Genomic DNA, 21,978 nt, shown 5'->3' on the forward strand with positions numbered 1-21,978 from the left:
TTCGCGATCAGCCCAGGCGGATCGGCACGAAGATCTTGTCGCCGCCGCGCTGGATCAGCAGCGCCACGGACTTCTTCGACTTCGAGACGGCGTCCTTCACCTGGTCGACGCTCGCAACCGGCGTGCCGTTGACGGCGAGCACCACGTCGCCCGGCTCGACACCGGCGAGCTGCGCGGGACCGGCCACGTCCTCGACGATGACGCCGCCCTTCACGCCGGCTTCCTGCCGCTCCTGCGGCTCCAGCGGGCGCAGCGCGAGGCCCAGGCGCGCGCCCTGCTCCGCGTCGCCGCCGCTGCTGGCGACCGAGGCCTTGTCGCCGCTGCGCGCGAGTTCCGCCGTCAGGTGCACTTCCTTGCCCTGCCGCCACACGTCCATGGCCAGCTTGTCGCCCGGCCGGGACATGCCGACGACGGCCGGCAGGTCGCCGGAGGACACGATGGGCTTGCCGTTGGCCGAGCGGATCACGTCGCCGGACTTCAGGCCTGCGCGATCGGCAGGGCTGCCCTTCTCCACGCTCGCGACCAGCGCGCCTTCCGGCCGGTCGAGGCCGAAGGAGTCCGCCAGCGTCTGGTTCACTTCCTGGACCGCGACGCCGAGCTTGGCGTGTTCGACCTTGCCGTGGGCGACGATCTGGTCCTTGATGCGCGAGGCCAGGTTGATCGGGATCGCGAACGACACGCCCTGGTAGCCGCCGGACTGGCTGTAGATCTGCGAGTTGATGCCGATCACCTCGCCGCGCGCGTTGAACAGCGGGCCGCCGGAGTTGCCGGGGTTGACCGCCACGTCGGTCTGGATGAAGGGCACCGCGCTGTCGTCGGGCAGCGAGCGGCCCTTGGCGCTCACGACGCCGGCCGTCACCGTGTTCTCGAAGCCGAAGGGCGCGCCGATGGCCAGCACCCATTCGCCCACGCGCAGGTTCTCGCTGTTGCCCAGCGTCACCACCGGCAGGTTGCTGGCGTCGATCTTCAGCACCGCGATGTCGGTCTTGGGATCGCTGCCCAGCACCTTGGCCTTGAACTCGCGCCGGTCGGTCAGCTTGACCATCACCTCCGTCGCATCCTTCACGACGTGCGCGTTGGTCAGGATGATGCCGTCGGCGCCGACGATGAAGCCGGAGCCCATGCCGCGCACCGGCACTTCGCGCGGCACCATGGGCGCGCCGCCCTGGAAGCGGCGGAAGAATTCGAACGGGTCGCTCATGTCCGGCATGGAAGCGCGGGTGTGGCCCGTCACGCTGATGTTGACGACGGCGGGGCCGTAGCGCTGCGTGATCAGCGGGAAATCCGGCATGACGACGGCGTCGCCCCCCGCCGGCGACCGCACCGTGGCCGCGGGCATGGGCGGCAGCACGGCCGCGGTCGCCGGGATCTGGTGCATCGATTCGACCGCCGCGCCACCGAGGATGCCGGCGCCCAGCAGGGCCAGCACGAGCGGGGCGGACTTCAGGTTCATGTTCCTCATGTTCGGGGTTCCTCCAAGGTTGGACCCCGTGAATGTGCGCCCCCAGCCTTAGACCACGCTTAAGGTGCCTGGTCCGTGGGGGCGAAGCGCACCTCGGCGCGCAGGCCGCCCAATGCTTCCGAGTGGCCGAGCCGCACCTGCGCCCCGAGCCGCTCGGCCACGGTCTTCACGATGGCCAGCCCCAGCCCGCTGCCCGCGCCCGCGCTGCCCGGCAGGCGGTAGAAGCGGTCGAACACGCGCTGCCGCTCGGCCTCCGGGATGCCCGGGCCGCTGTCCTCCACGGCCAGCCACGCGCCCTGGGGATCGCGGCCGAGCGCGATGTCCACGCGGCCGCCGGCCGGGGTGTACTTGATGGCGTTGTCGACGAGGTTGCGCAGGATCAGGTGCAGCGACTCGCGGCTGGCGCCCACCTGCACCGGCGTGCCGCTCGCGAGGCCCAGGTCGAGCCGGCTCGCGTGCGCCGCGGGCAGCAGTTCCGACACGACCTGCCGCGCCAGGTCCTCCAGGTCGACCGATTCACCGGCGGCAGGCGCGGAGCCCTCCTGCCGCGCCAGTGCGAGCAGCTGTTCCACGAGGCCGATGGCACGCTCGATGCCGGAGCGCAGTTCGGCCACGGCCGCGGCACGGGTGGCGTCGTCGCGCGCGCGTTGCGCGGCCTGCAGCTGCAGCTTGAGCGCGGTGAGCGGGGAACGCAATTCATGGGCCGCGTCGGCCACGAAGTGCTGCTGCGCCTCGACGCTTTCGCGCACGCGCGCGAACAGCGCATTGAGCTCCGTGACCAGCGGCTGGACTTCGGCGGGCACGCCGGATGGCGTGAGCGGCGAGAGGTCGCGCGCCGCGCGCGCAGCGACCTGCCGGCGCATGCGCGCGAGCGGCGCGAGCGAGCCGCTGATGACCGCGCCGACGGCCAGCATGAGAAGGGGCGCGAGCAGCAGGACCGGCATCACGGCCCGCAGCGCCAGCGAGCGCGCCCGCGCCTCGCGCGCGTCCAGGTCCTGCGCGATCTGGATGGTGTTCTCGGGCGTCTGCAGCGTGTAGATGCGCAGGCGCACGCCGTCGACGAGCGAATCCGAGAAGCCCAGCACCGCCTGCGCCGGCAGCTGCCAGCGATGCGAGCGGTACAGCGTCGTGCCGTCGGGCCCCCAGATCTGCACGGAGTATTCGGAACTTTCGCCCGGCACGATCGGAACGCCGCCGTGCACCGAGCGCGCCACCTCCTGCAGGTGGAAGTCGAACATGCGGTCCGCTTCGCGCAGGGCGGAGCGGTAGGCCGTGGCGGCCTGCAGCGCCGTGACCAGGCCGATGGCGACCAGCACCAGCGTCAGCAGGCGGCGGCGCAGCGACCAGGAGGATGCAGGGGAATCGGCCATCCTCAATCCCGCGGCACGACGTAGCCCAGCCCGCGCACCGTGCGGATGAAATCGGCACCGAGCTTGCGGCGCAGCCCGTGGACGTAGACCTCCACCGCGTTGCTGCTCACCTCGTCCTTCCAGCCGTAGAGCTTGCGCTCGAGCTGCGCGCGCGAGAACACCGCGCCGGGGCGCTGCAGCATGGGTTCCAGCAGCGCCCATTCGCGCGGCGAGAGGTTCAGCGGCTGCCCGTTCAGCGTGGCCTCGCGCGTGGCCGGATGCAGTTCCACGCCCTTGTGGCTGATCACCGGCTCGCCCCGCCCGGCGCTGCGCCTCAGCAGCGCGCGCACGCGGGCCAGGAGTTCGTCGGTGTCGTAGGGCTTGACGATGTAGTCGTCCGCGCCGGCGTCGAGCCCGGCCACGCGGTCCCCCACTGCGTCGCGGGCGGTCGCTACCAGCACGGGCACGGCATCCCGGCGGCCCCGCAGGGCGCGCAGGACGGAGAGGCCGTCGGCCTTCGGCAGGCCCAGGTCCAGTACCACCAGGTCGTACGGCTCAGCCAGGAGCGCGGCGTCCGCCGCCGAACCATCGCGCACCCAGTCGGCCGCGTAGTGCTCGGAGCGCAGGACGTCCAGCACGGCCTTGCCGATCATCGCGTCGTCTTCCACCAGCAGGATTCGCATGACACAGGGAGCTTAACGCTGGAATAGTGCCCGGACGAGCTTCGAACTTCGCCGCGTCCTACAGGTCCATCAGAAGCCTCCTACAGGAACGTAAGAAACCCCAGACACATGCACTTCACGAAAGCCTCCACCTTCCGCGCCTTCTCCTACGTCGCCGTTTTCGGCCTCGTCGGAGGCCTGACGAGCCAGATGGTTCCTTCCGTGTCCAGCGCGGCGGCGCCCCGCTCCGTCGCCGCGGCCACGGCGCCCGCCAAGCGCACGACGGCGGCCGAAGCCGTGGCGGCCGTCGCCGCGGCCTCCCCGGCCAGGATGACGCTGAAATTCAGCTCGGACGCCGAGCTGCGCGCCCACATGAACTGGGTGCCCGTGCGCTACGCCGGCGAGAAGACCAAGACCCTGGACGAAGCCTCGCGCCTGCTGCTGGCGCAGGCCGCCGCCGAGCGCGCCGGCCTCGACGAGGTCGGCCTGACCTTCGAGGACGTGTACGGCGTGATCTATGCCGAGACCTCCTGGATCCCGCGCGACGGCATGGGCAAGAACGGCGTGTCCAGCATGGGCCTGGCGCAGTTCGAGCCGCGCACCGCGCGCGGCCTGGGCCTGAAGAACCCGCACGACCCGGTGCAGGCCGTCACGGCCGCGGCGGTGAACATGAAGCACGGCGCCGAGTGGGCCGAGGACAAGATCGCGCACCTGAAGCTCGACCCCGAGCAGCGCGCCGCCAAGATCCGCGAAGGCGTGTCGATCTACTACAACCTGTCGGTCAAGGGCCGCAACAAGTGGAACGGCGTCAACACGGCCAAGCTGCCGATCGAGACGCAGCGCCACATCAAGAACGTGCGCCGCGGCGCCGAGCGGGCCTCGGACCTGGCCGAGGACCTGATGGCCTGAGGCCGGGCTCAGCGTGGAATGAAAAACGCCACCTTCGGGTGGCGTTTTCACAGGTGGTGAGGCCGTGTCAGCAAGGGCTCATCCCGCCGAAGCAGTTGCTTCGAGGTACGTCACGACCCGCACAAGCCCTTCCGCGGTCAGCACGGCATCCTTGGGCACTGCGTTGAACGCGCGATTCTCCGACCGCATCCAGAGAGAGCGCGCTTCCGCGTCGAACCCGACCAGCAGATCGAGCGACTGGTAGGCGCGAATCAGCAGCGCGGCCAATTCAGCCGGCTTGCCTTCCATCTGGAGTCGCGCCCGCCCCTCCGTCATCGCCGAAACGCGAGCAGCCGTGACCCCTAGCGCGCGCCAACGTCCGCCGCGGGTTCATGCGCCTCACGGCACCTGGTAGCTCTCCACCCCCAGCTCCAGCCTCAGCGTCCGCGGATCGTGCGTGAAGAACAGCCCGCCCTCGTGCGACGACTCCGCCGCGAGATAGGGGAACTCCGTCTCGCTGCGCTCCACCACCGCGTCGCCCTGCCGCAGCTCGCCGGTCACGCGCAGGTCGGCCGCTGTCGTGTGGCTGCGGTTGGTCACGCGCACGCGCACGAGGAAGCGCCCTTGCTGCCGGTGGACGGCGATCACCTCGATCGCCGGGTCGGGCGGCGCGTCGCTGGAGCTCCACTGGTAGTACAGCAGGTAGCCCACGCTCGCCACGAGCAGCAGGAGCCCGACGCCCGCGAGCACCCATTCCCAGAAGCTGGGCGCCTGGTCGTCAGGGCCGCCCTGCTCTTCGCCGGCCCGGTCCGGGTCCTCACGACGGTGCGACTGGTCCGCCATGGCCGTCAGAGGATCAGGCGCGCGGCCGCCGCGCCGATGGCCGCCGGGAAGCCGAGGACCGCGACGGCCTGCAAGCCCATGGCGAGCGAGGCGCCGTCGAAGCGGCCGAAGGCCCAGAGCATGAAGGCGCTCAGGAGCAAGGCGATGCCGTAGCCGACCAGCGTGAAGCGCAGCCACAGGTGCCAGCCGCTGGGACGTCCCCGCGGGTCGGGCCGGCCGCGGAACGCGACGCCGTAGACGAAGGCGTGCATGGCCATCAGCGAGATCCCCATCAGCAGCGCCGCCGTCCAGGCCGGCATGCTCACGGCCAGCAGCAGCATCTCCTCGGTCGGCGCCAGGTTGAAGGCGAGGAACAGCGCACCCACGGCCATCACGAACAGCTCGCTGCCATAGCTGGCGACGCCGCCGCGCGTGACCTGCGTTTCCTCGCGCTCGCCGAGCTGGCTTTGCGCCAGCAGCGCACCGATGCTGGCCGGCAGCGCCTGCAGCACCACCTTGCCCGCGATCTCGCGCAGCGACATGCCGGGCGCCAGCAGTCCCAGCAGCCACAGCACGAGGGCCGACGCGACGAAGCCGACGGCGTAGGCCACCAGCGCATCGACCACGTCGTCGCGCCAGCTGAAGGTGGGCTCGAACCCCGAGTGCCAGGACAGCACCACCAGGAAGGGGAAGAACAGCACCAGCAGCAGCGCCAGCTTCCACGCGGGCATGTACACGCCCAGGCGCCACATCTCCATGGTCATCAGCAGCGGCAGGCCGAAGATGATGGCGCCGGCGATGGCGCGGCCCAGGCCGCGGATGAAGCGGCTGTCGCGGTCATGCGCATCGGAGTCGGATCGCATGTGCGCAAGATAGCATCGCCGCGCGCGGCCGGGGGCCGGTTGGCAGCGCGCGGGATCGGATCGACAATGCGCCCGTTTTTTCCGCCCTGCCCGGAGGCGCCCATGGCCCGAGCCTTCACCCCGCAACAGCGGACCGTCTGCAGCGAGCGGCCCGACTGCCTGCCGTGCTGCGACGCGCACCTGCAATGGCTCCAGGACGCGCGCGAGCGCCAGAATCCCTGGAGCACCTACGGCGACTGAGCGCCGAGCCGCTTAGCGCGGCAGGAACACGCCCGCCACCGCCGCCAGCGCGACGACGACCACCGGCGAGAGCCGCCCGTGCACCAGGAGGCCGAAGGCGGCCAGGGCCAGCGCGAAGTCCGCGTGCGAATGGATGGAATTGGTCCACACCGGGTCGTAGAGCGCCGCGCCCAGCACGCCGACGACGGCGGCATTGACCCCGGCCAGCGCCCGCTGCACGCCCGCGCGCCGGCGCAGCGCCTCCCAGAACGGCAGCGCGCCGGCGACCAGCAGGAAGGCCGGCAGGAAGATCGCCAGCAGCATCGCGAGGCCGCCGACCCAGCCACCGAGCGGCGCCGGCATGGCCGCACCGAGATACGCCGCGAAGGTGAAGAGCGGTCCCGGGACGGCCTGCGCCGCGCCGTAGCCGGCGAGGAAGCCGTCATTGGAGATCCAGCCGGGGGGAACGACGCCGGCCTGCAGCAGCGGCAGCACGACGTGGCCGCCGCCGAAGACCAGCGCGCCGGCCTTGTAGAACACCGCGGCCGCCTGGGCCACCAGCGACCCGGACACCGCGGCCCAGGCGGGCAGCGCGAACAGGAGCACCGCGAAGGTCGCCAGCAAGGCCACGCCGGCGCGCCGGCCCACGCGCGAGGCGCGGTGCTCCGCGGCCGGCAGGCCGGCGGACTGCACCCAGAGCCGCCCGGCGATCGCACCGAGCGCGATGGCGGCGACCTGCCCCAGCGCCGACGGAACGGCGACGACGAGGAGGGTCGCGCCGATGGCGACCATCGCACGGAGGCGGTCCGGGCACAGGGTCTTGGCCATGCCCCACACCGCTTGCGCGACGACGGCGACGGCGGCGACTTTCAGGCCGTGAACCACGCCGGAAGACGCGATGGCCGACCACTGCGCCACGCCGAAGGCGAACAGGATCAGGGCGATGGCCGAAGGCAGTGTGAACCCCAGCCACGCCATCAGCGCACCGGTCCAGCCCGCGCGGCCCAGGCCGAGGGCCATGCCGACCTGGCTGCTGGTGGGCCCGGGCAGGAACTGGCACAGGGCGACCAGGTCCGAGTAGTCGCGGTCGTCCAGCCAGCGCCGGCGCGCGACGAACTCCGTGCGGAAGTAGCCCAGGTGCGCTATCGGCCCGCCGAAGGAGCTGACGCCCAGCTTCAGGAAGCAGGCGAAGACCTCCCAGGGCGAGCCGGGGCGGGTGCCGGTCGGTTCAGTCGTGCTCGCGGCGCTCGTTTCCATCAGCGAAAACGCCACCCGAAGGTGGCGTCTGGAATTGGTGGGTGATACATGGATCGAACATGTGACCCCTGCCGTGTGAAGGCAGTGCTCTACCGCTGAGCTAATCACCCGCTGCCGTGTGGCAAGAGCGCGATTATGCCACAGGAGAAACCGGGTTCAGCCGCCACACGGTCTTGCCGCCGGAAGCCTTGTCCAACTGCTTCAGCACTTCCTCGTGCGCCGCGGCCTCCTGCTCGCTGGCGACCAGCACCGGCAGGGTGAACTGGCGCAGGTCCACGCGCGTGACGATCGCGCCGATGGCGCCGGCGTCGGCCTCGTCGATCAGCAGGGCGTCCTGGCCGCGCGTGAGGTTGAAGTAGACGTCCGCCAGCAGCTCCGCGTCCAGCAGCGCGCCGTGCAGCGTGCGGCCCGAGTTGTCCACGCCGAGGCGGTCGCACAGCGCGTCGAGGCTGTTGCGCTTGCCGGGGTACATCTCCTTCGCCATGGCCAGGGTGTCGGTCACCTTGGCCACGTGGCCGGTGAAGGCCGCGCGCCCCAGGAGCTCCAGTTCCTTGTTCAGGAAGCCGATGTCGAAGGCGGCGTTGTGGATGATGATCTCGGCGCCCGCCACGTACTCCATCAGTTCGTCGGCGATGGCGGCGAACTTGGGCTTGTCGCGCAGGAACTCGTTGCTGATGCCGTGGACCTTCAGCGCGTCCTCGTGCGAGTCGCGCTCCGGGTTCAGGTACCAGTGCTTGTTGTTGCCCGTCAGCTTGCGGGCCACCAGCTCGACGCAGCCGATCTCGATGATCCGGTCGCCGGCTTCTGCGGACAAACCCGTGGTTTCCGTGTCGAGGACGATCTGTCGCATGGCACGGGATTATGCTTGAGCGCATGTTCGACCTCACCGACAGGATCGCGCTGGTCACCGGCGGCAACGGCGGTATCGGCCTGGGGATGGCACGCGGCCTGGGCGAGGCCGGCGCCACGGTCATCATCGTGGGCCGCAACGCGGAAAAATCCGCGGCGGCGTTGCGCGAGCTGCAGTCGGCCGGCGTGCGCGCCGAGTCGCTGCCCTGCGACGTGGCCGACGAGGCCGCGGTGCAGCGCCTGTTCGCGGACGTGCGGCAAAGGCACGGGCGGCTGGACATCCTCGTGAACAACGCCGGCAGCACCGTGCGCCGGGCGCCGCAGGACTTCACGCTGGACGAATGGAATGCCGTGATGGACGTCAACCTGACCAGCGCCTTCCTGTGCTCGCGCGCCGCCCACCCGCTGATGGTGAAGGCCGGTGGCGGCAAGGTGATCAACATCGGCTCGGTCCTGTCCTTCCTCGGCGCGCCCTACGCGCTGCCCTACTGCGCCAGCAAGGGCGGCATCGTGCAGCTCACGCGCTCGCTGGCGCTGGCCTGGGCGAAGGACAACATCCAGGCCAACACCGTGCTGCCCGGGTGGATCGACACCGAGCTGACGCGCAGCGCGCGCGCCGAGGTGCCGGGGCTGAACGAGCGCGTGCTGGCGCGGACGGCCGCGGGCCGCTGGGGCCAGCCGCAGGACCTCGCGGGCATCGCGGTGTTCCTGGCGAGCCGCGCCAGCGACTTCGTGACGGGGGCGGCGATCCCGGTCGACGGCGGCTACTCGGTTTCCTGACCGTCATTCCCGCGGAGGCGGGAACCCAGGGCGTCCAGTTGTCCCACCGAATGTCCCATTGACAGGACAACACGCGGGGCAGACCATGCGCAGCCATGGCGGATGCCCTGCCCCTGCCCAAGTACCACCAGGTGTACCTCGTGCTGCGCGAGCAGCTGCACGAGGGGCGCTTCGCGCACGGCCTGCCGGGTGAACTCGCGCTGATGCAGCAGTTCGGCGTTGCGCGCGTCACCGTGCGCCGGGCGCTGGAGCAGCTGTCGGGCGAGGGCCTGATCACGCGCGAACGCGGGCGCGGCACCCGGCCCATCGCGGCGGCGGAAGCGGCCGCACGCGCCACGCGCGCCGCCGCCACGAAGACCAGCCGCCTCAACGGCCTGCTGGAGAACCTGATCAGCACCAGCCTCAACACCAGCGTGCGGGTGCTGGAGGTGGCCAGCGTCGCCGCGCCCCCGGAGGTCGCGCAGGCGCTCGGCCTCGCCCCCGGCGCCACGGTGCAGAAGGCAGTGCGCGTGCGCTCCACGCGCGAAGGGCCGCTGTCGCACATCACCACCTGGGTGCCCGGCTCGCTGGCGCGCAGCTTCGGCAAGCGCGAGCTGGCGAAGAAGCCGATCCTCGTGCTGCTGGAGGAAGCCGGCGTGCGCCTCGGCGGCGCCCGCCAGACGATCTCGGCGCGCCTGGCCGACGCGCAGGTCGCGCCGCTGCTGGGCGTCGCGGTGGGCTCGGCGCTGCTCGCCGTGCGCCGCCTGATCCACGACGAGGAGGGCCGCCCGGTGCAGTGGCTGCACGGCCTGTACCGCCCTGACCGCTACGAGTACCAGATGCAGCTGTCCCGCGTCGGCGACATCGCCGCCAAGGTCTGGGTCAGCCGAGAGTTGTCCGCGCAGTTCCACTGAAACGCAAAGGAGAACGACCATGAGTGCATCCCTTCCCAGCCGCCGCCGCATCCTGGCGGGCGCCGGCGCCGCCGCCTCGGCGCTGGCCTTCCCCCTCGTGGGCGGCGCGCAGCCGCGCTCCGTGCGCATCGGCGTGCTGCATCCGGTGACCGGCGCCCTCGCCTACTCCGGCCAGCAGTGCCGCGAAGGCGCGCTCATGGCGATCGACGACATCAACAAGGCGGGCGGCATCCGCTCGCTCGGCGGCGCGAAGATCGACGCGCTGCTCGGGGACGCGCAGTCCACGCCGGCCGCCGGCACCGCGGAAATCGAGAAGATGAACGAGGCGGGCGTGAGCGCCGTCGTCGGCGCCTATGCCTCGGCGATCTGCCTGGCCACGACGCAGGCCGCGGCCAAGTACAACCTGCCGCACGTCGTCGACGTGGGCGTGGCCGACCAGATCGTGGAGCGCGGGCTGAAGAACACCTTCCGCTTCGCCCCCGGCTACAAGAAGTGCACCGAGATCGCGCTGGCCAACCTCGCCGTGCTGAACACCGCGGCCGGCAAGCCGGCGCGCACGGTGATGATCGTGCACGAGGAGTCGCTCTTCGGCACCGGCACGGCCAACCTGCTGGCGCGCGAGCTCCCGGGCTACGGCTACGAGGTCAAGGAGATCATCAAGCACGCCAACCCGACGCGCGACTTCAACAACATCGTGCTGCGGATGAAGGCGGTCAACCCCGACATCGTCATCCCGGCCAACTACTACAACGAGTACGCCCTGCTCGTGCGCACCATGCAGCAGCAGCGCGTGCGGCCCAAGGCGATCTTCTCCGTGCTGGGCGGGGCCGCCTCCAGCTACAAGTTCGTCAAGGAATTCCCGGACGCCGCCAACGGCATCATCGACTGCAACCACTGGTTCAACCCCAAGGACAAGCGCAGCTTCGAGCTGAAGAAGCGCACCGAGGCCAAGGACCGCTTCTACAGCTACGAGGTCTTCCTCACCTACACGGCGGTCAAGCTGCTCGCCGATGCGCTGGAGCGGGCGAAGTCCAGCGACCGCGCGGCCATCATCAACGCGCTGGAAACCAGCACCTTCTCCGACCACTTCCTGCCCTACGGCCCGACGAAGTTCGTGAACGGCCAGAACCAGGGCGCGCAGCCGCTCATGACGCAGGTGCTGGACAAGGACATCAAGGTGATCATCCCGCGCGAGTACCGCCAGGCGGAGCCGGTCTTCCCGCTGAAGGCCTGAAGCGCGGGCGCACGCCGTGTTCGAATTCGGCATCCTGTTCCCGGCGGTCCTGAACGGCCTGACCACCGGCGCGGTGTACGCGCTGGTGGCGCTGGGCCTGACGCTGATCTACGGGGTGCTGCACATCATCAACTTCGCGCACGGCGCGGCGCTGATGATGGCGCTGTACGGCGTGTACTTCCTCAAGAAGCTGGGCATCGACCCCTACCTGGCGCTGGTCCCCATGGTGGCGGTGATGTTCGTGGCCGGCTACGCGATCCAGCGCGGCGTGATCAACCGCGCGAGCCACGGCAAGGACGAGAACATCCTGCTCGTCACGCTGGGGCTGGCGATCGTCCTGGAGAACGTGGCGCTGCTCGCCTTCCACTCCGACACGCGCACCATCGACACGCCCTACACGCTGGCGACGGTGGCCATCGGGCCGGCCATGATCTCGGTGCCCAAGATCGTCGCCTTCTTCGGTGCCCTGGTCTCGGCGGGCCTCCTGCTGTGGATCGTGCGCCGCACCGACCTGGGACGCGCGATCCGCGCCGTCGCCCGCGAGAAGCAGGGCGCACGCCTGGTCGGGATCGACGTCGACCACGTGTATGCCATGAGCTTCGGCATCGGCCTGGCCTCGCTCGGCGCGGCCGCCTGCTTCCTGCTGCCGGCCTACTACGTCAACCCGCAGGTCGGCAACGGCTTCGTGCTGGTAGCGTTCACCATCGTGGTGCTGGGCGGCATGGGCAGCTTCGCGGGCGCGCTTCTGGGCGGGCTGCTGATCGGCGTGGTGGAGTCGCTCGGCGGGCTGTGGTTCGGCGAGTCGCTCGGCCAGGTCGGGATCTTCCTGCTGTTCATCGCGGTGCTGCTGTTCCGGCCGCAGGGCCTGTTCGGGGCGCGCACATGACGCCGCGCCGCGACCTGCTGCAGGTGGCCGTGTTCGCGCTGGCCGTGCTCGTGCTCGCGTTCACGACGCGATCGGGCGTGGTCCTGAACTTCACGATGATGGCGCTCTACGGCTGCCTGATGGCGCAGGCCTGGAACGTGCTGGGTGGCTACGGCGGGCAGTTCTCCTTCGGCCATGCCCTCTTCTTCGGGACCGGGGCCTACGTGCAGGTCATCGCGCAGGTGCAGGGCGGCCTGAACGCCTGGATCGCGCTGCCTCTCGCGATCGCGGCGGCGGCGCTGGTGGGCCTGTTCTTCGGGGCGCTCTCCTTCCGCTACGGCCTGCGCGGCTCCTACTTCGCGCTGGTGACGCTGGCCTTCGCGGAGGTGTTCCGCATCGTGGCGCTGTCGGTGCCCTTCACCGGCGCGGGCGTCGGCCTGATGCTGCCGCTGCGCGCCGGCGCGGCCCAGATGCAGTTCACGCAACGCAACGGCTTCGTCCTGCTGATGCTGGCGCTGGTCGTGCTGGGCCTGCTCGCCACGACGTGGCTGCGGCACTCGCGCTTCGGCGCCTGGCTGCAGGCCGTGCGCGACAACGAGGATGCGGCGCGGGCGATCGGCGTCGACCCGCTGCGCGTGAAGCTGGGCGCGATCGGCCTGTCGGGCGCGCTCATGGGCGCGGCCGGGGCCTTCTACCTGCAGGTGTTCCAGTACATCGACCCGGGCATCGCCTACGGCCCGCACACCTCCATCGAGGCGCTGGTGGCGGCGATCGTCGGCGGCCTCGGCACGCTGTGGGGCCCGGTGCTGGGCGCGCTGGTGCTGCACCTCCTGGCGGACTTCACGCGCAACCTGTTCGGCGAGCTGCCCGGCATCAACATGATCATCTACGGCGTCGTGCTGATCGCCATCGTGATGTTCGCGCCGCGCGGCATCCTGGGCATCGGCCAGTCGGTGCGCGGGCTGTGGTCACGCCAGGGCGCCGTCGCGCCGCCGGCCGAGCCGCGCGAGGAGCGCGTCCATGGCTAGCCCGCTGCTGCGGCTGCAGGGCGTCCGCAAGTCCTTCGGCGGCCTGGCCGCCGTGCGCGACGTCTCGCTGGACGTGCCGGCCGGCAGCATCAGCGCGCTGATCGGGCCCAACGGCGCCGGCAAGACGACGCTGTTCGCGCTGGCCTCGGGCTTCATCGTGCCCGACGCCGGCCGCATCGAACTGGACGGCCGCGAGATCACCGGCCGGCCGCCGCACCTCAATGCGCGCGACGGCATGGCGCGCACCTTCCAGGTCGTGCAGCCCTTCGCGGCACAGAGCGTGCGCGAGAACATCGCGGCGGGCGCCCACCTGCACTGCGCGGGCCGCGCCGAGGCGCTGCAGCAGGCGGCGGCGGTCGCGCAGCGTGTCGGCCTCGCGCCGCAACTCGACCGCCCCGCCGGCGAGCTGACGGTGGCCGGGCGCAAGCGGCTGGAGCTCGCGCGGGCCCTGGCGACGCGTCCGCGCCTGCTGCTGCTGGACGAGGTGCTCGCGGGCCTCAATCCGCAGGAGGTGGCGGAGATGCTGCCCGTCGTGCGCGAGATCGCCGGCACCGGCGTGACGGTGCTGATGATCGAGCACGTGATGCAGGCGGTGATGCACCTCGCGGCGCACGTGTGGGTGCTGGCGCAGGGCCAGCTGATCGCCGCCGGCACGCCGGCCGAGGTGACGCGCGACGCGCGCGTGATCGAGGCCTACCTCGGGCGCGGCACGGCGCGGCGCCTCGCCGGAGCCGCCGCATGAGCGAGGCGCTGCTTTCCGTACGCGGCCTGCGCAGCGGCTACGGGCCCGTCGAGGTGCTGCGCGGCATCGACCTCGAGGTGGGGCCGGGCGAGATCGTCGCCCTGCTGGGGAGCAACGGCGCCGGCAAGACCACCTTCAACCACACCGTGAGCGCCCTGCTCGCCGCCCGGGCCGGAGCGATCCGCTTCGACGGCCAGGACATCACGCGGGCGCACTACCGCGACGTGGTCGGCCTGGGCCTGATCCACGTGCCGGAGGGCCGGCGCATCTTTCCCAACCTTTCCGTGCTGGAGAACCTGGAGCTCGGCTCCTTCGCACGAGCCCGCGCGAGGCGCGCCGCCAACCTGGAGCGCGTATACGAGCTCTTCCCGCGCCTGAAGGAGCGCAGCGCCCAGCTCGCCGGCACCATGAGCGGCGGCGAGCAGCAGATGCTGGCCATCGGCCGCGGGCTGATGGGCGAGCCGCGCCTGCTGGTGCTGGACGAGCCGTCGCTGGGGCTGTCGCCGCTGCTGGTGGAGGACTTGTTCGGCCTGGTCGGGCGGCTGCACGCGCAAGGCCTGGGCATCCTGCTGGTGGAGCAGAACGTCGCGCAGTCGCTGGAGATCGCGCAGCGCGCCTACGTGATGGAGAACGGCGCGATCCAGTTCTCCGGCAGCAGCGCCGAGCTGCTGGCGACCGACCGCCTGCGGCAGGCGTATCTGGGGGTCTGAACGATGCCCACGCTCGCGCAGAAGCTGATCGCCCGCGCCGCCGGCCGCGAAAGCGTCCGCACCGGCGAGATCGTGACCTGCCGCGCCGACCTGGCGATGTTCCACGACTCCTCGGGCCCGCGCCGGCTGAAGCCCATGCTGGAGCAGCTGGGCGCCCCCATCTGGGACAAGTCGCGCGTCGTGCTGGTGATGGACCACTACGTTCCCGAGCGCAGCGAGGACGCGCGCCGCATCGTGCGCATCGCCCGCGACTGGGCGCGCGACCAGCAGCTGCCGCACGTGTACGACTCCGTGGGCATCTGCCACGTGGTCGTGCCGCAGCACGGGCACATCCGGCCCGGCATGTTCTGCGTCGGCGGCGACTCGCACTCGCCCACGGGCGGCGCCTTCGGTGCCTACATGTTCGGCGTCGGCAGCACCGAGATGCTGGGCGTGGTGGCGACCGGGGAGATCTGGGTGCAGGTGCCGCGCACGATCCGCATGCGCTGGGACGGACGCCTCGCGCCCGGGGTGGCGGCCAAGGACATGATGCTGGCGCTGATCGCGCGCTTCGGCATGAACGGCGGCGCCTGGCAGGCGGTGGAGTTCGCCGGCGAAGCGGTTCGGGCCCTGCCCATGCACGAGCGCATGACGCTGTCGAACATGAGCGCGGAGCTCGGCGCGCAGGTCGGCCTGGTCGCGCCGGACGAGGTCACGCGCGAGTGGCTGGCCGCGCACGGCGCGCCGGACGTGGAGATCGCGCCCTGGCACTCGGACCCGGGCAGCGCCGACGAGGAACACGGCTTCGACGCGACGACGCTCGCGCCGCAGGTCGCCGCGCCCTTCAGCCCCGCCAACGGCGCGCCGGTCTCCGATTTCGGCGGCACGGCCATCCACGCCGCCTACATCGGTGCCTGCACCGGCGCCAAGCTGGAGGACCTGCGCTTCGCCGCGCAGGTGCTGCGCGGCAAGCGGGTCGCGCCCGGCGTGCGCCTGCTGGTCGCGCCGGCGAGTCACGCCGACCGCGATGCCGCCATCGGCGAAGGCACGCTGCAGGTGCTGCAGGAGGCAGGCGCGCAGTTGCTGCCCAGCGCCTGCGGCGTCTGCGCCGGCTACGGCGACAGCCTCGCCGCCGACGAGACCGTCATCTCCAGCACGGCCCGCAACTTCAAGGGCCGCATGGGCCCTCCCAGCACGCGCGTGTACCTGGCCTCCGCCTACACCGTCGCCGCGTCGGCGCTGGCCGGGCGCATCGCCGATCCGCGCGAGGTGCTCGCATGAACGCGACGCACCGCGTCTGGCGCCTCGGCGCCGAAGTCGACACCGACGCGCTCGCGCCCGGCGCCTGGATGCAGCATGGCGTCGAGGTGATCGCGCAGCACTGCCTGGAAGGCCTGCGGCCCGATTTCGCGGCGGGCGTGCGGCCGGGCGACGTGATCGTGGCCGGCCCCGACTTCGGGATCGGCTCCTCGCGCGAGCAGGCGGCCGCGGCGCTGCGCCACCTGGGCGTGGCCGCCGTGATCGCGCCCTCTTTCGCGGGCCTGTTCTTCCGCAATGCCTTCAACCTGGGCCTGCTGCTGCTCACCTGTCCCGGCTGCGAGGCGATCGTGGAAGGCGAACGCATCGCCTTCGACGCCCAGGCCCGCACCGTCACGCGCGCCGGCGGCGCGGTGCTGGCGACCGAACCCATCCCCGGCTTCCTGCTCGACATGGTCGAGGCGGGCGGCCTGCTCCCGCAGTTGCAAAGACGCTTCCAGACGAGGACCCTCCCATGAACGCTCCGGCCTACGACCTGCTGATCAAGAACGTGCGCGTGGTGCGCCCGCACGGCAACGTCGTGCACGAAGGCGACATCGCCATCCGCGACGGCAAGTTCGCGCGCATCGCGCCCGGCATCGCGCCGACCGAGGCGAAGGAAGTGCAGGACGGCCGCGGCCTGCTCGCCTTCCCCGGCGTGGTCGACGCCCACATGCACGCGGGCATCTACTCACCGCTGGCCGAGGACGCGGTGAGCGAGTCCAAGGCGGCCGCCATGGGCGGGGTCACCTCCAGCCTGAACTACTTCCGCACGGGCCAGTACTACCTGAACAAGGGAGGGCCCTACGCCGACTTCTATCCCGAGGTGCTGGAGATCAGCAGGAACCGCTTCCACGTGGACTACGGCTACCACCTGGCGCCCATGGACGCGAAGCACATCGAGGAGATCCCGATGCTGATCGAGAAGCACGGCGTCGCCAGCTTCAAGATCTTCATGTTCTACGGCTCGCACGGCCTGCACGGCGCCAGCGACTCGCAGCGCCAGTTCCTGATGATCGGCGAAGACCAGCGCTACGACTACGCGCACTTCGAGTTCATCATGCGCGGCATCCAGGCGGCGCGCGAGCGCTTCCCCGAACGGGCGCACCAGATCTCGCTGTCGCTGCACTGCGAGACGGCCGAGATCATGACGGCGTACACGAAGATCGTGGAGAAGGACAAGTCGCTCTCGGGCCTCGCGGCCTACAGCGCCTCGCGGCCGCAGCATTCCGAAGGCCTGGCGGTGTTCATCGCGAGCTACCTGGCCAACGAGACGGCGCTGCCCAACATCAACCTGCTGCACCTGAGCTCGCGCAAGGCGGTGCAGGCGGCGCTGATGATGGCCGACGTCTTCCCCCACATCGACTTCAAGCGCGAGGTGACCATCGGCCACCTGATGCTGGACATCAACTCCAAGGCGGCCGAACTGGCGAAGGTGAACCCGCCGATCCGGCCGCGCGAGGACGTGGAATACCTCTGGGACGCGTTGCTGGCCGGCGAGCTCGACTGGGTCGTCTCCGACCACGCCTGCTGCCGGCACGAGACGAAGGTGCCCAGGCACTACTTCGGCAACATCTGGATGGCCAAGAGCGGCTTCGGCGGCACCGAGTACCTGCTTCCGTCCCTGGTGAGCGAAGGCACGCGCCGCGGCATGGGCTACAACCACATGGCGCGCGTGACCAGCTGGACGCCCGCGCAGCGCTTCGGCCTCAACCGCAAGGGCGACATCGCCGAGGGCTACGACGCCGACCTGGCCCTGGTCGATCCGGCGAAGACCTGGACCATCCGCGCGTCGGAGTCGCCCTCCACGCAGGGCTACACGCCCTTCGAAGGACTGGAGCTGTCGGCGCGGGTGGAGGCGACGTACCTGCGCGGCGAGCAGGTCTACGCCAACGACCGCGGTGTGATCGGCAAGCCGCGCGGCCAGTACCTGTTCCGTCCGACCGCCTGAGGCCATGCCCGCGGCCAGCACTCCCCGCATCGCCCGGGCCGACCGCCTGGACGCGGCCGTGCACGTGCCGGTGGCGATCGTCGGCGCCGGCGCCTGCGGGCTCATGGCGGCGATCGCGCTGCGCGACGCGGGCGTGGACTGCGTGCTGCTGGAGCGCGACGCGACGCCCAGCGGATCGACGGCGCTCTCCTCCGGCTTCATCCCCGCCGCCTGCACGCGCGTGCAGGCCGCGCAAGGCATCGCGGACAGCGTGGAGGTGTTCGCCGCGGACATCGAACGCAAGAGCAAGGCGACGGCCGCGCCGCACCTGGTGCGCGCCTACACGGAAGCCGTGGCGCCCGCCATCGACGCGCTCGGCGAGCACGGCCTGCGCTTCGAGGTGCTGACGAACTTCCTCTATCCGGGCCATCGCGTGCACCGCATGCACAGCCTGCGCGAGCGCACCGGCGCCGCGCTGGTGGCCGCCATGCAGCGCGCGGCCGCGCATGCGGGCGCGGACCTGCTGGTGTCGGCGCGCGTCGTGGAACTGTGGGCCGACGCGCAGGACCGCGTGCTGGGCGTGGGCTACGAGCGCCCGGACGGCAGCATCGAGCGCCTGGCCTGCGACACGCTTCTGCTTGCCTGCAACGGCTTCGGCGGCAACGCGGCGCTCGTGCGCGAGCTGCTGCCGCAGATGCGCGAAGCGACCTTCGCCGGCCATGCGGGCAACGACGGCAGCGCGATCCTGTGGGGCCGTGAGCTGGGCGCGGCGCTGGCGGACCTGGGCGGCTACCAGGGCCACGGCTCCTGGGTGCTGCCGCAGGGCGCCCTGATGACCTGGGCCGTGATGATGGAAGGCGGCGTGCAGCTGAACGCGCAGGGGCGGCGCTTCCATGACGAAAGGCAGGGCTACTCGGAAGCGGCCGTGGAAGTGCTCGCGCAGCCGGGCGGCATCGCGTGGAACGTGTTCGGCGACGCGCAGCTGGCGCTGGCGCGCGAGTTTCCCGACTTCCTGGCGGCGGAAGCGGCGGGCGCGCTGCGCACGGCGGCCGATCGCGGCGGCCTGGCCGGCATCATCGGCTGCGCCCCGCAGGACCTCGCCCCGGAGATCGCCCGCTTCGGCCCACCCTTCCACGCCGTGCGCGTGACCGGCGCCCTGTTCCACACCCAGGGCGGGCTCGATATCGATGCGCGCTGCCGCGTGCGCCGGCCGGGCGGCTCGCTCTTCCCCAACCTGCTCGCCGCGGGCGGCGCCGCCCGCGGCGTCAGCGGCAACGCGGTCTGGGGTTACCTCTCCGGCAACGGCCTGCTGAGCGCCGTGGCCGGCGGATGGATCGCGGCGCGCACGGCGGTGGCGCAGCTCGCACCGGAAAGGCTCACATGACCCTGAAGGCCCTGCTGGCGCGGCCGCAGCCGTTGCTCGCGCCCGGCGTGTACGACGCGCTCAGCGCGCTGGTCGCGGAACAGGCCGGCTTCGAGGCGCTGTACCTGTCGGGCGCGTCGATCGCCTACACGCGGCTCGGGCGCTCGGACGTCGGCCTGACGACGGCGACCGAGGTCGCGCAGACGCTGGCGCACATCACCGATCGCGTGCGCCTGCCGGTGATCGTCGATGGCGACACGGGCTTCGGCAATGCACTCAACGTGCAGCGCACGGTGCGCGATTTCGAGCGGGCCGGCGCCGCCATGATCCAGCTGGAGGACCAGGGCTTTCCCAAGCGCTGCGGCCACCTCGACGGCAAGACCGTGGTGCCGGTGGCGGAGATGTGCGGCAAGCTGCGCGCGGCGCTGGACGCGCGGCGCAGCGACGAGACGCTGGTGCTGGCGCGCACGGACGCGGTGGCGGTGGAAGGACTGGACGCGGCGCTCGAGCGGGCCGAGCGCTACCTGGAATGCGGCGTCGATGCGCTCTTCATCGAGGCGCTGCGCTCGCCCGAGCAGATGCGCGCGGCCTGCGAGCGCTTCGCGTCGCGGGTTCCGCTGCTGGCGAACATGGTGGAGGGCGGAAAGACGCCGGTGCTGGATGTAGCGACGCTGGGCGAGCTCGGGTTTCGCATCGTCATCTTCCCGGGAGGCACGGCCCGCGCGGTGGCGCACACCTTGCAGCGCTACTACGGGACGCTGAAGAACGACGGGACGACGGCGGCGCTGCGGGCCGAGATGCTGGATTTCGACGGGATCAATCGCTTGATCGGGACGCCGGACCTGCTCGCGGCGGGGAAGCGCTACGAGAAATGAATTGTCACCGCTGCCTTGCGCCGCAATCCATGGTGTGAGTGGCACTCCACCGTGGATCCCGGGTCAGGCCCGGGATGACAACCTTGTGAATCCGTCCGCGCTCCAGTCTTCGCTTCCCACGCCGTGGTGCACGAAGAATATGCCTTCCGGGTCGTACTTCCGCTTCACCGCCAGCAGCCGCGGATAGTTCGCACCCCAGAACGACCGCTGCCAGTCCCGCTCGAAGTAGTCGCTTTCCGAGACATAGGAGCCGTACGCCGGCACCAGTCTGCGCAACGGCGCCATCGCGTCCGCCACGGCACGGGCATTGCGGCGCGCCTGCGCCACATGCGGCTCGTGCCCCGCGACACCCGGGTACGCCGGCTGTTCGTTCGCAGCGCTGATCGCGAGCGCGAAGGCGTCCAGCACGGCCGGGTTCGTCGCCGTGTCGCGCGCCGCCGCGATCGCGTCCGCCGGTGCCCCGGCCAGGCCCTTGTTGAAGTGCAGCGAGATGCCGCGGTGGGCCGCGCCAGCCACGAGCGCATCGCACAGCGCCGAACGCTGCCCCTCCTGCAGCAGCGACGCCGGCAACCACGTCGACTGGAACGCGTGCAGGTACTGCCCCACCTGCCCCTCGTCACCGGACCAGAAGAAGTTGCCTTCCGGCGCGCCTTCGCGGCCATCGCGCCGCACGAAGCCGAGCGCCCTCTTCATGAGCGTCGGCGACCAGAAGGTGCGGGCCGGGGTCGTCACGATCCTGAATGGGTTGAAGTCGACCGAGAAGTCCTGCGGCGCGCGGTCCAGCGCATCGAAGAAGGGTTCCCAGACGCGCACCGCCTCCCCGCGGTCCAGGCCCTGGAACACCATGGAGACCTCCAGCACGTGGCCCGGGAAGAAGCGGATCTGCTCGCCCCAGTGCGGGTTCATCAGCGAGCGCGCGCAGAAGTCCATCGCGAGGCCGACCAGGCGGCGGAAGGCCGCCGGCGAACCGGCGCGCACCTTGAAGTTGACGGCCCCGAAGGTCTCCGGCAGCGCATGCACGCGCAGCGTGAGCCGCGTGACCACGCCCAGGCTGCCGCCACCGCCACCTTTCAGGCCCCAGAACAGGTCAGGATGCGTGCACGCGTTGGCGATGCGCGCGACGCCATCGGCGGTGACGACCTCCGCCTCCAGCAGGCTTGCGGCCGCCAGGCCGAAGCGCTTGGAGAAGCTGCCGAAGCCGCCGCTCTGCACCAGCCCCGCGACCCCGACCGTCGTGCAGCCGCCGCCCTGCACGTAACCGCCGCCGCGCGTGGTGACGGCATCGTAGGCATGCACCCAGAGCGCGCCAGCGCCCAGGCTCACGGCGCGCGAAGGCGCCACCTGTCCCGCGCAGCCCTGCGGCACGAACGCGTCGTGCAGCGTCACGTCCTTCATCTGCCGCGTCCACACCAGCAGCGAATCCGGCGCGTTGGAAGTGCCCTGGTAGCTGTGGCCGCCGCCCTTCACGACCAGGCGCAAGCGGTGCGCCCGGGCGAAGCGCACGGCCGCGGCGACGTCGGCGGTGTTGCGGGCTGCCACGGCGTACGCGCTGGGAGAGGACTGCCAGGCATCGACCCAGCCGAAGGTCTGGGTGAGCGCGGCTTCATCGCCGAGGAAGAAAGGGTTCTTCGCTTGCTGGAAGAGATGCGCGCATTGGGCGCTGGCGGGCGCGGATGCGCAGGCCTTCCACGGCGAGCGCACGGACACCAGCGCGCCCTGCACCTGCGACGCCAAGTGCTGCCAGGCTTCGGCGGAAGGCCAGCCGGGTTCGCCGGGGCGCACGCGGGTGAAGGGGGCAGGAGCCGCAGGCGCGGCCAGCGGCCAGGCCGCCGCGGCTTGCAGCAGGCGGCGGCGGGTGGGCGACGACGGGCCGGAGATGATGCGCTTCCCCATGGGCCCGGATGATGCCCGA

General features: G+C 71.2%; 23 protein-coding genes and 1 tRNA gene. 14 read left to right on the plus strand and 10 right to left on the minus strand.

The window, feature by feature from the left end; genetic code table 11:
- Positions 1 to 7 precede the first annotated feature (7 nt).
- From ACY0MJ_RS05730 to ACY0MJ_RS05740, 3 genes are read right to left on the minus strand one after another with little or no spacing between them, the layout of a single operon-like run.
- Entirely contained in the window at positions 8 to 1,462 is a 1,455-nt protein-coding gene (locus ACY0MJ_RS05730; protein ID WP_462637365.1) for a DegQ family serine endoprotease, read from the minus strand.
- Positions 1,463 to 1,521: 59 nt separating this feature from the next.
- Positions 1,522 to 2,832 carry an ATP-binding protein gene (locus ACY0MJ_RS05735; protein WP_462637366.1) on the minus strand — a complete coding sequence of 437 codons (1,311 nt, stop codon included), beginning with the start codon at positions 2,830 to 2,832 and terminating at the stop codon, positions 1,522 to 1,524.
- Positions 2,833 to 2,834: 2 nt separating this feature from the next.
- Positions 2,835 to 3,494: a response regulator gene (locus tag ACY0MJ_RS05740; protein WP_462637368.1), complete on the minus strand. Its 660-nt coding sequence runs from the start codon at positions 3,492 to 3,494 to the stop codon at positions 2,835 to 2,837.
- 108 nt (positions 3,495 to 3,602) lie between these two features.
- Between ACY0MJ_RS05740 and ACY0MJ_RS05745 the strand changes: the two genes are divergently transcribed.
- Positions 3,603 to 4,382 (plus strand): hypothetical protein, encoded by a 780-nt coding sequence (locus ACY0MJ_RS05745; RefSeq protein ID WP_462637369.1) that lies wholly within the window; start codon positions 3,603 to 3,605, stop codon positions 4,380 to 4,382.
- A gap of 78 nt (positions 4,383 to 4,460) precedes the next feature.
- Here ACY0MJ_RS05745 and ACY0MJ_RS05750 read toward each other — a convergent pair whose 3' ends face one another.
- The 3 genes from ACY0MJ_RS05750 to ACY0MJ_RS05760 all read right to left on the minus strand — a co-directional run bounded on the left by ACY0MJ_RS05750 (position 4,461) and on the right by ACY0MJ_RS05760 (position 6,046).
- Positions 4,461 to 4,670, minus strand: a complete 210-nt coding sequence (locus tag ACY0MJ_RS05750) for an MbcA/ParS/Xre antitoxin family protein (RefSeq protein WP_462637370.1) — start codon at positions 4,668 to 4,670, stop codon at positions 4,461 to 4,463.
- Between the two features lie 90 nt (positions 4,671 to 4,760).
- Positions 4,761 to 5,204 (minus strand): TIGR02588 family protein, encoded by a 444-nt coding sequence (locus ACY0MJ_RS05755; RefSeq protein ID WP_462637371.1) that lies wholly within the window; start codon positions 5,202 to 5,204, stop codon positions 4,761 to 4,763.
- A gap of 5 nt (positions 5,205 to 5,209) precedes the next feature.
- Complete coding sequence (locus tag ACY0MJ_RS05760; RefSeq protein ID WP_462637372.1) at positions 5,210 to 6,046, minus strand: TIGR02587 family membrane protein; 837 nt, start codon at positions 6,044 to 6,046, stop codon at positions 5,210 to 5,212.
- Between the two features lie 102 nt (positions 6,047 to 6,148).
- On the opposite strand from ACY0MJ_RS05760, the gene ACY0MJ_RS05765 reads away from it, so the two are divergent.
- Entirely contained in the window at positions 6,149 to 6,286 is a 138-nt protein-coding gene (locus ACY0MJ_RS05765; protein WP_462637373.1) for a hypothetical protein, read from the plus strand.
- A gap of 12 nt (positions 6,287 to 6,298) precedes the next feature.
- Here ACY0MJ_RS05765 and chrA read toward each other — a convergent pair whose 3' ends face one another.
- The 3 genes from chrA to dnaQ all read right to left on the minus strand — a co-directional run bounded on the left by chrA (position 6,299) and on the right by dnaQ (position 8,372).
- A complete protein-coding gene (chrA, locus tag ACY0MJ_RS05770) occupies positions 6,299 to 7,522 on the minus strand; it encodes a chromate efflux transporter (RefSeq protein ID WP_462637374.1) in 1,224 nt (407 codons plus the stop codon).
- A 35-nt stretch (positions 7,523 to 7,557) separates the two neighbouring features.
- Positions 7,558 to 7,632, minus strand: a tRNA-Val gene (locus ACY0MJ_RS05775).
- Positions 7,633 to 7,655: 23 nt separating this feature from the next.
- Positions 7,656 to 8,372: a DNA polymerase III subunit epsilon gene (dnaQ, locus tag ACY0MJ_RS05780; protein WP_462637375.1), complete on the minus strand. Its 717-nt coding sequence runs from the start codon at positions 8,370 to 8,372 to the stop codon at positions 7,656 to 7,658.
- A 23-nt stretch (positions 8,373 to 8,395) separates the two neighbouring features.
- On the opposite strand from dnaQ, the gene ACY0MJ_RS05785 reads away from it, so the two are divergent.
- The 12 genes from ACY0MJ_RS05785 to ACY0MJ_RS05840 all read left to right on the plus strand — a co-directional run bounded on the left by ACY0MJ_RS05785 (position 8,396) and on the right by ACY0MJ_RS05840 (position 20,066).
- Positions 8,396 to 9,151, plus strand: coding sequence for an SDR family NAD(P)-dependent oxidoreductase (locus ACY0MJ_RS05785; RefSeq protein ID WP_462637376.1), 756 nt, complete (start codon positions 8,396 to 8,398; stop codon positions 9,149 to 9,151).
- Positions 9,152 to 9,246: 95 nt separating this feature from the next.
- Complete coding sequence (locus ACY0MJ_RS05790) at positions 9,247 to 10,044, plus strand: GntR family transcriptional regulator (protein WP_462637377.1); 798 nt, start codon at positions 9,247 to 9,249, stop codon at positions 10,042 to 10,044.
- Between the two features lie 19 nt (positions 10,045 to 10,063).
- On the plus strand, positions 10,064 to 11,278 hold the full coding sequence (locus ACY0MJ_RS05795; RefSeq protein WP_462637378.1) for an ABC transporter substrate-binding protein: 1,215 nt from the start codon (positions 10,064 to 10,066) through the stop codon (positions 11,276 to 11,278).
- Between the two features lie 16 nt (positions 11,279 to 11,294).
- Positions 11,295 to 12,164, plus strand: coding sequence for a branched-chain amino acid ABC transporter permease (locus ACY0MJ_RS05800; protein WP_462637379.1), 870 nt, complete (start codon positions 11,295 to 11,297; stop codon positions 12,162 to 12,164).
- A complete protein-coding gene (locus ACY0MJ_RS05805) occupies positions 12,161 to 13,171 on the plus strand; it encodes a branched-chain amino acid ABC transporter permease (RefSeq protein ID WP_462637380.1) in 1,011 nt (336 codons plus the stop codon). Before ACY0MJ_RS05800 ends, ACY0MJ_RS05805 begins: the two co-directional genes overlap by 4 nt.
- Positions 13,164 to 13,913 (plus strand): ABC transporter ATP-binding protein, encoded by a 750-nt coding sequence (locus ACY0MJ_RS05810; protein ID WP_462637381.1) that lies wholly within the window; start codon positions 13,164 to 13,166, stop codon positions 13,911 to 13,913. Before ACY0MJ_RS05805 ends, ACY0MJ_RS05810 begins: the two co-directional genes overlap by 8 nt.
- Positions 13,910 to 14,623, plus strand: coding sequence for an ABC transporter ATP-binding protein (locus ACY0MJ_RS05815; RefSeq protein WP_462637382.1), 714 nt, complete (start codon positions 13,910 to 13,912; stop codon positions 14,621 to 14,623). Before ACY0MJ_RS05810 ends, ACY0MJ_RS05815 begins: the two co-directional genes overlap by 4 nt.
- A 3-nt stretch (positions 14,624 to 14,626) precedes the next feature.
- The gene (locus ACY0MJ_RS05820; RefSeq protein ID WP_462637383.1) at positions 14,627 to 15,883 is read left to right on the plus strand and encodes a 3-isopropylmalate dehydratase large subunit; all 1,257 of its coding nucleotides are present in this window, start codon (positions 14,627 to 14,629) and stop codon (positions 15,881 to 15,883) included.
- Entirely contained in the window at positions 15,880 to 16,377 is a 498-nt protein-coding gene (locus ACY0MJ_RS05825; RefSeq protein ID WP_462637384.1) for a LeuD/DmdB family oxidoreductase small subunit, read from the plus strand. Before ACY0MJ_RS05820 ends, ACY0MJ_RS05825 begins: the two co-directional genes overlap by 4 nt.
- Positions 16,374 to 17,849 carry a dihydroorotase gene (locus ACY0MJ_RS05830; protein ID WP_462637385.1) on the plus strand — a complete coding sequence of 492 codons (1,476 nt, stop codon included), beginning with the start codon at positions 16,374 to 16,376 and terminating at the stop codon, positions 17,847 to 17,849. Before ACY0MJ_RS05825 ends, ACY0MJ_RS05830 begins: the two co-directional genes overlap by 4 nt.
- A gap of 4 nt (positions 17,850 to 17,853) precedes the next feature.
- The gene (locus ACY0MJ_RS05835; protein WP_462637386.1) at positions 17,854 to 19,212 is read left to right on the plus strand and encodes an FAD-dependent oxidoreductase; all 1,359 of its coding nucleotides are present in this window, start codon (positions 17,854 to 17,856) and stop codon (positions 19,210 to 19,212) included.
- Positions 19,209 to 20,066 (plus strand): isocitrate lyase/PEP mutase family protein, encoded by an 858-nt coding sequence (locus ACY0MJ_RS05840; RefSeq protein WP_462637387.1) that lies wholly within the window; start codon positions 19,209 to 19,211, stop codon positions 20,064 to 20,066. Before ACY0MJ_RS05835 ends, ACY0MJ_RS05840 begins: the two co-directional genes overlap by 4 nt.
- A gap of 63 nt (positions 20,067 to 20,129) precedes the next feature.
- Here the strand turns inward: ACY0MJ_RS05840 and ACY0MJ_RS05845 are convergent, their stop codons facing one another.
- Positions 20,130 to 21,959, minus strand: coding sequence for an FAD-binding oxidoreductase (locus ACY0MJ_RS05845; protein ID WP_462637388.1), 1,830 nt, complete (start codon positions 21,957 to 21,959; stop codon positions 20,130 to 20,132).
- Between the last annotated feature and the right edge of the window lie 19 nt (positions 21,960 to 21,978).

Source organism: Ramlibacter sp. bp-362, from assembly GCF_054956735.1.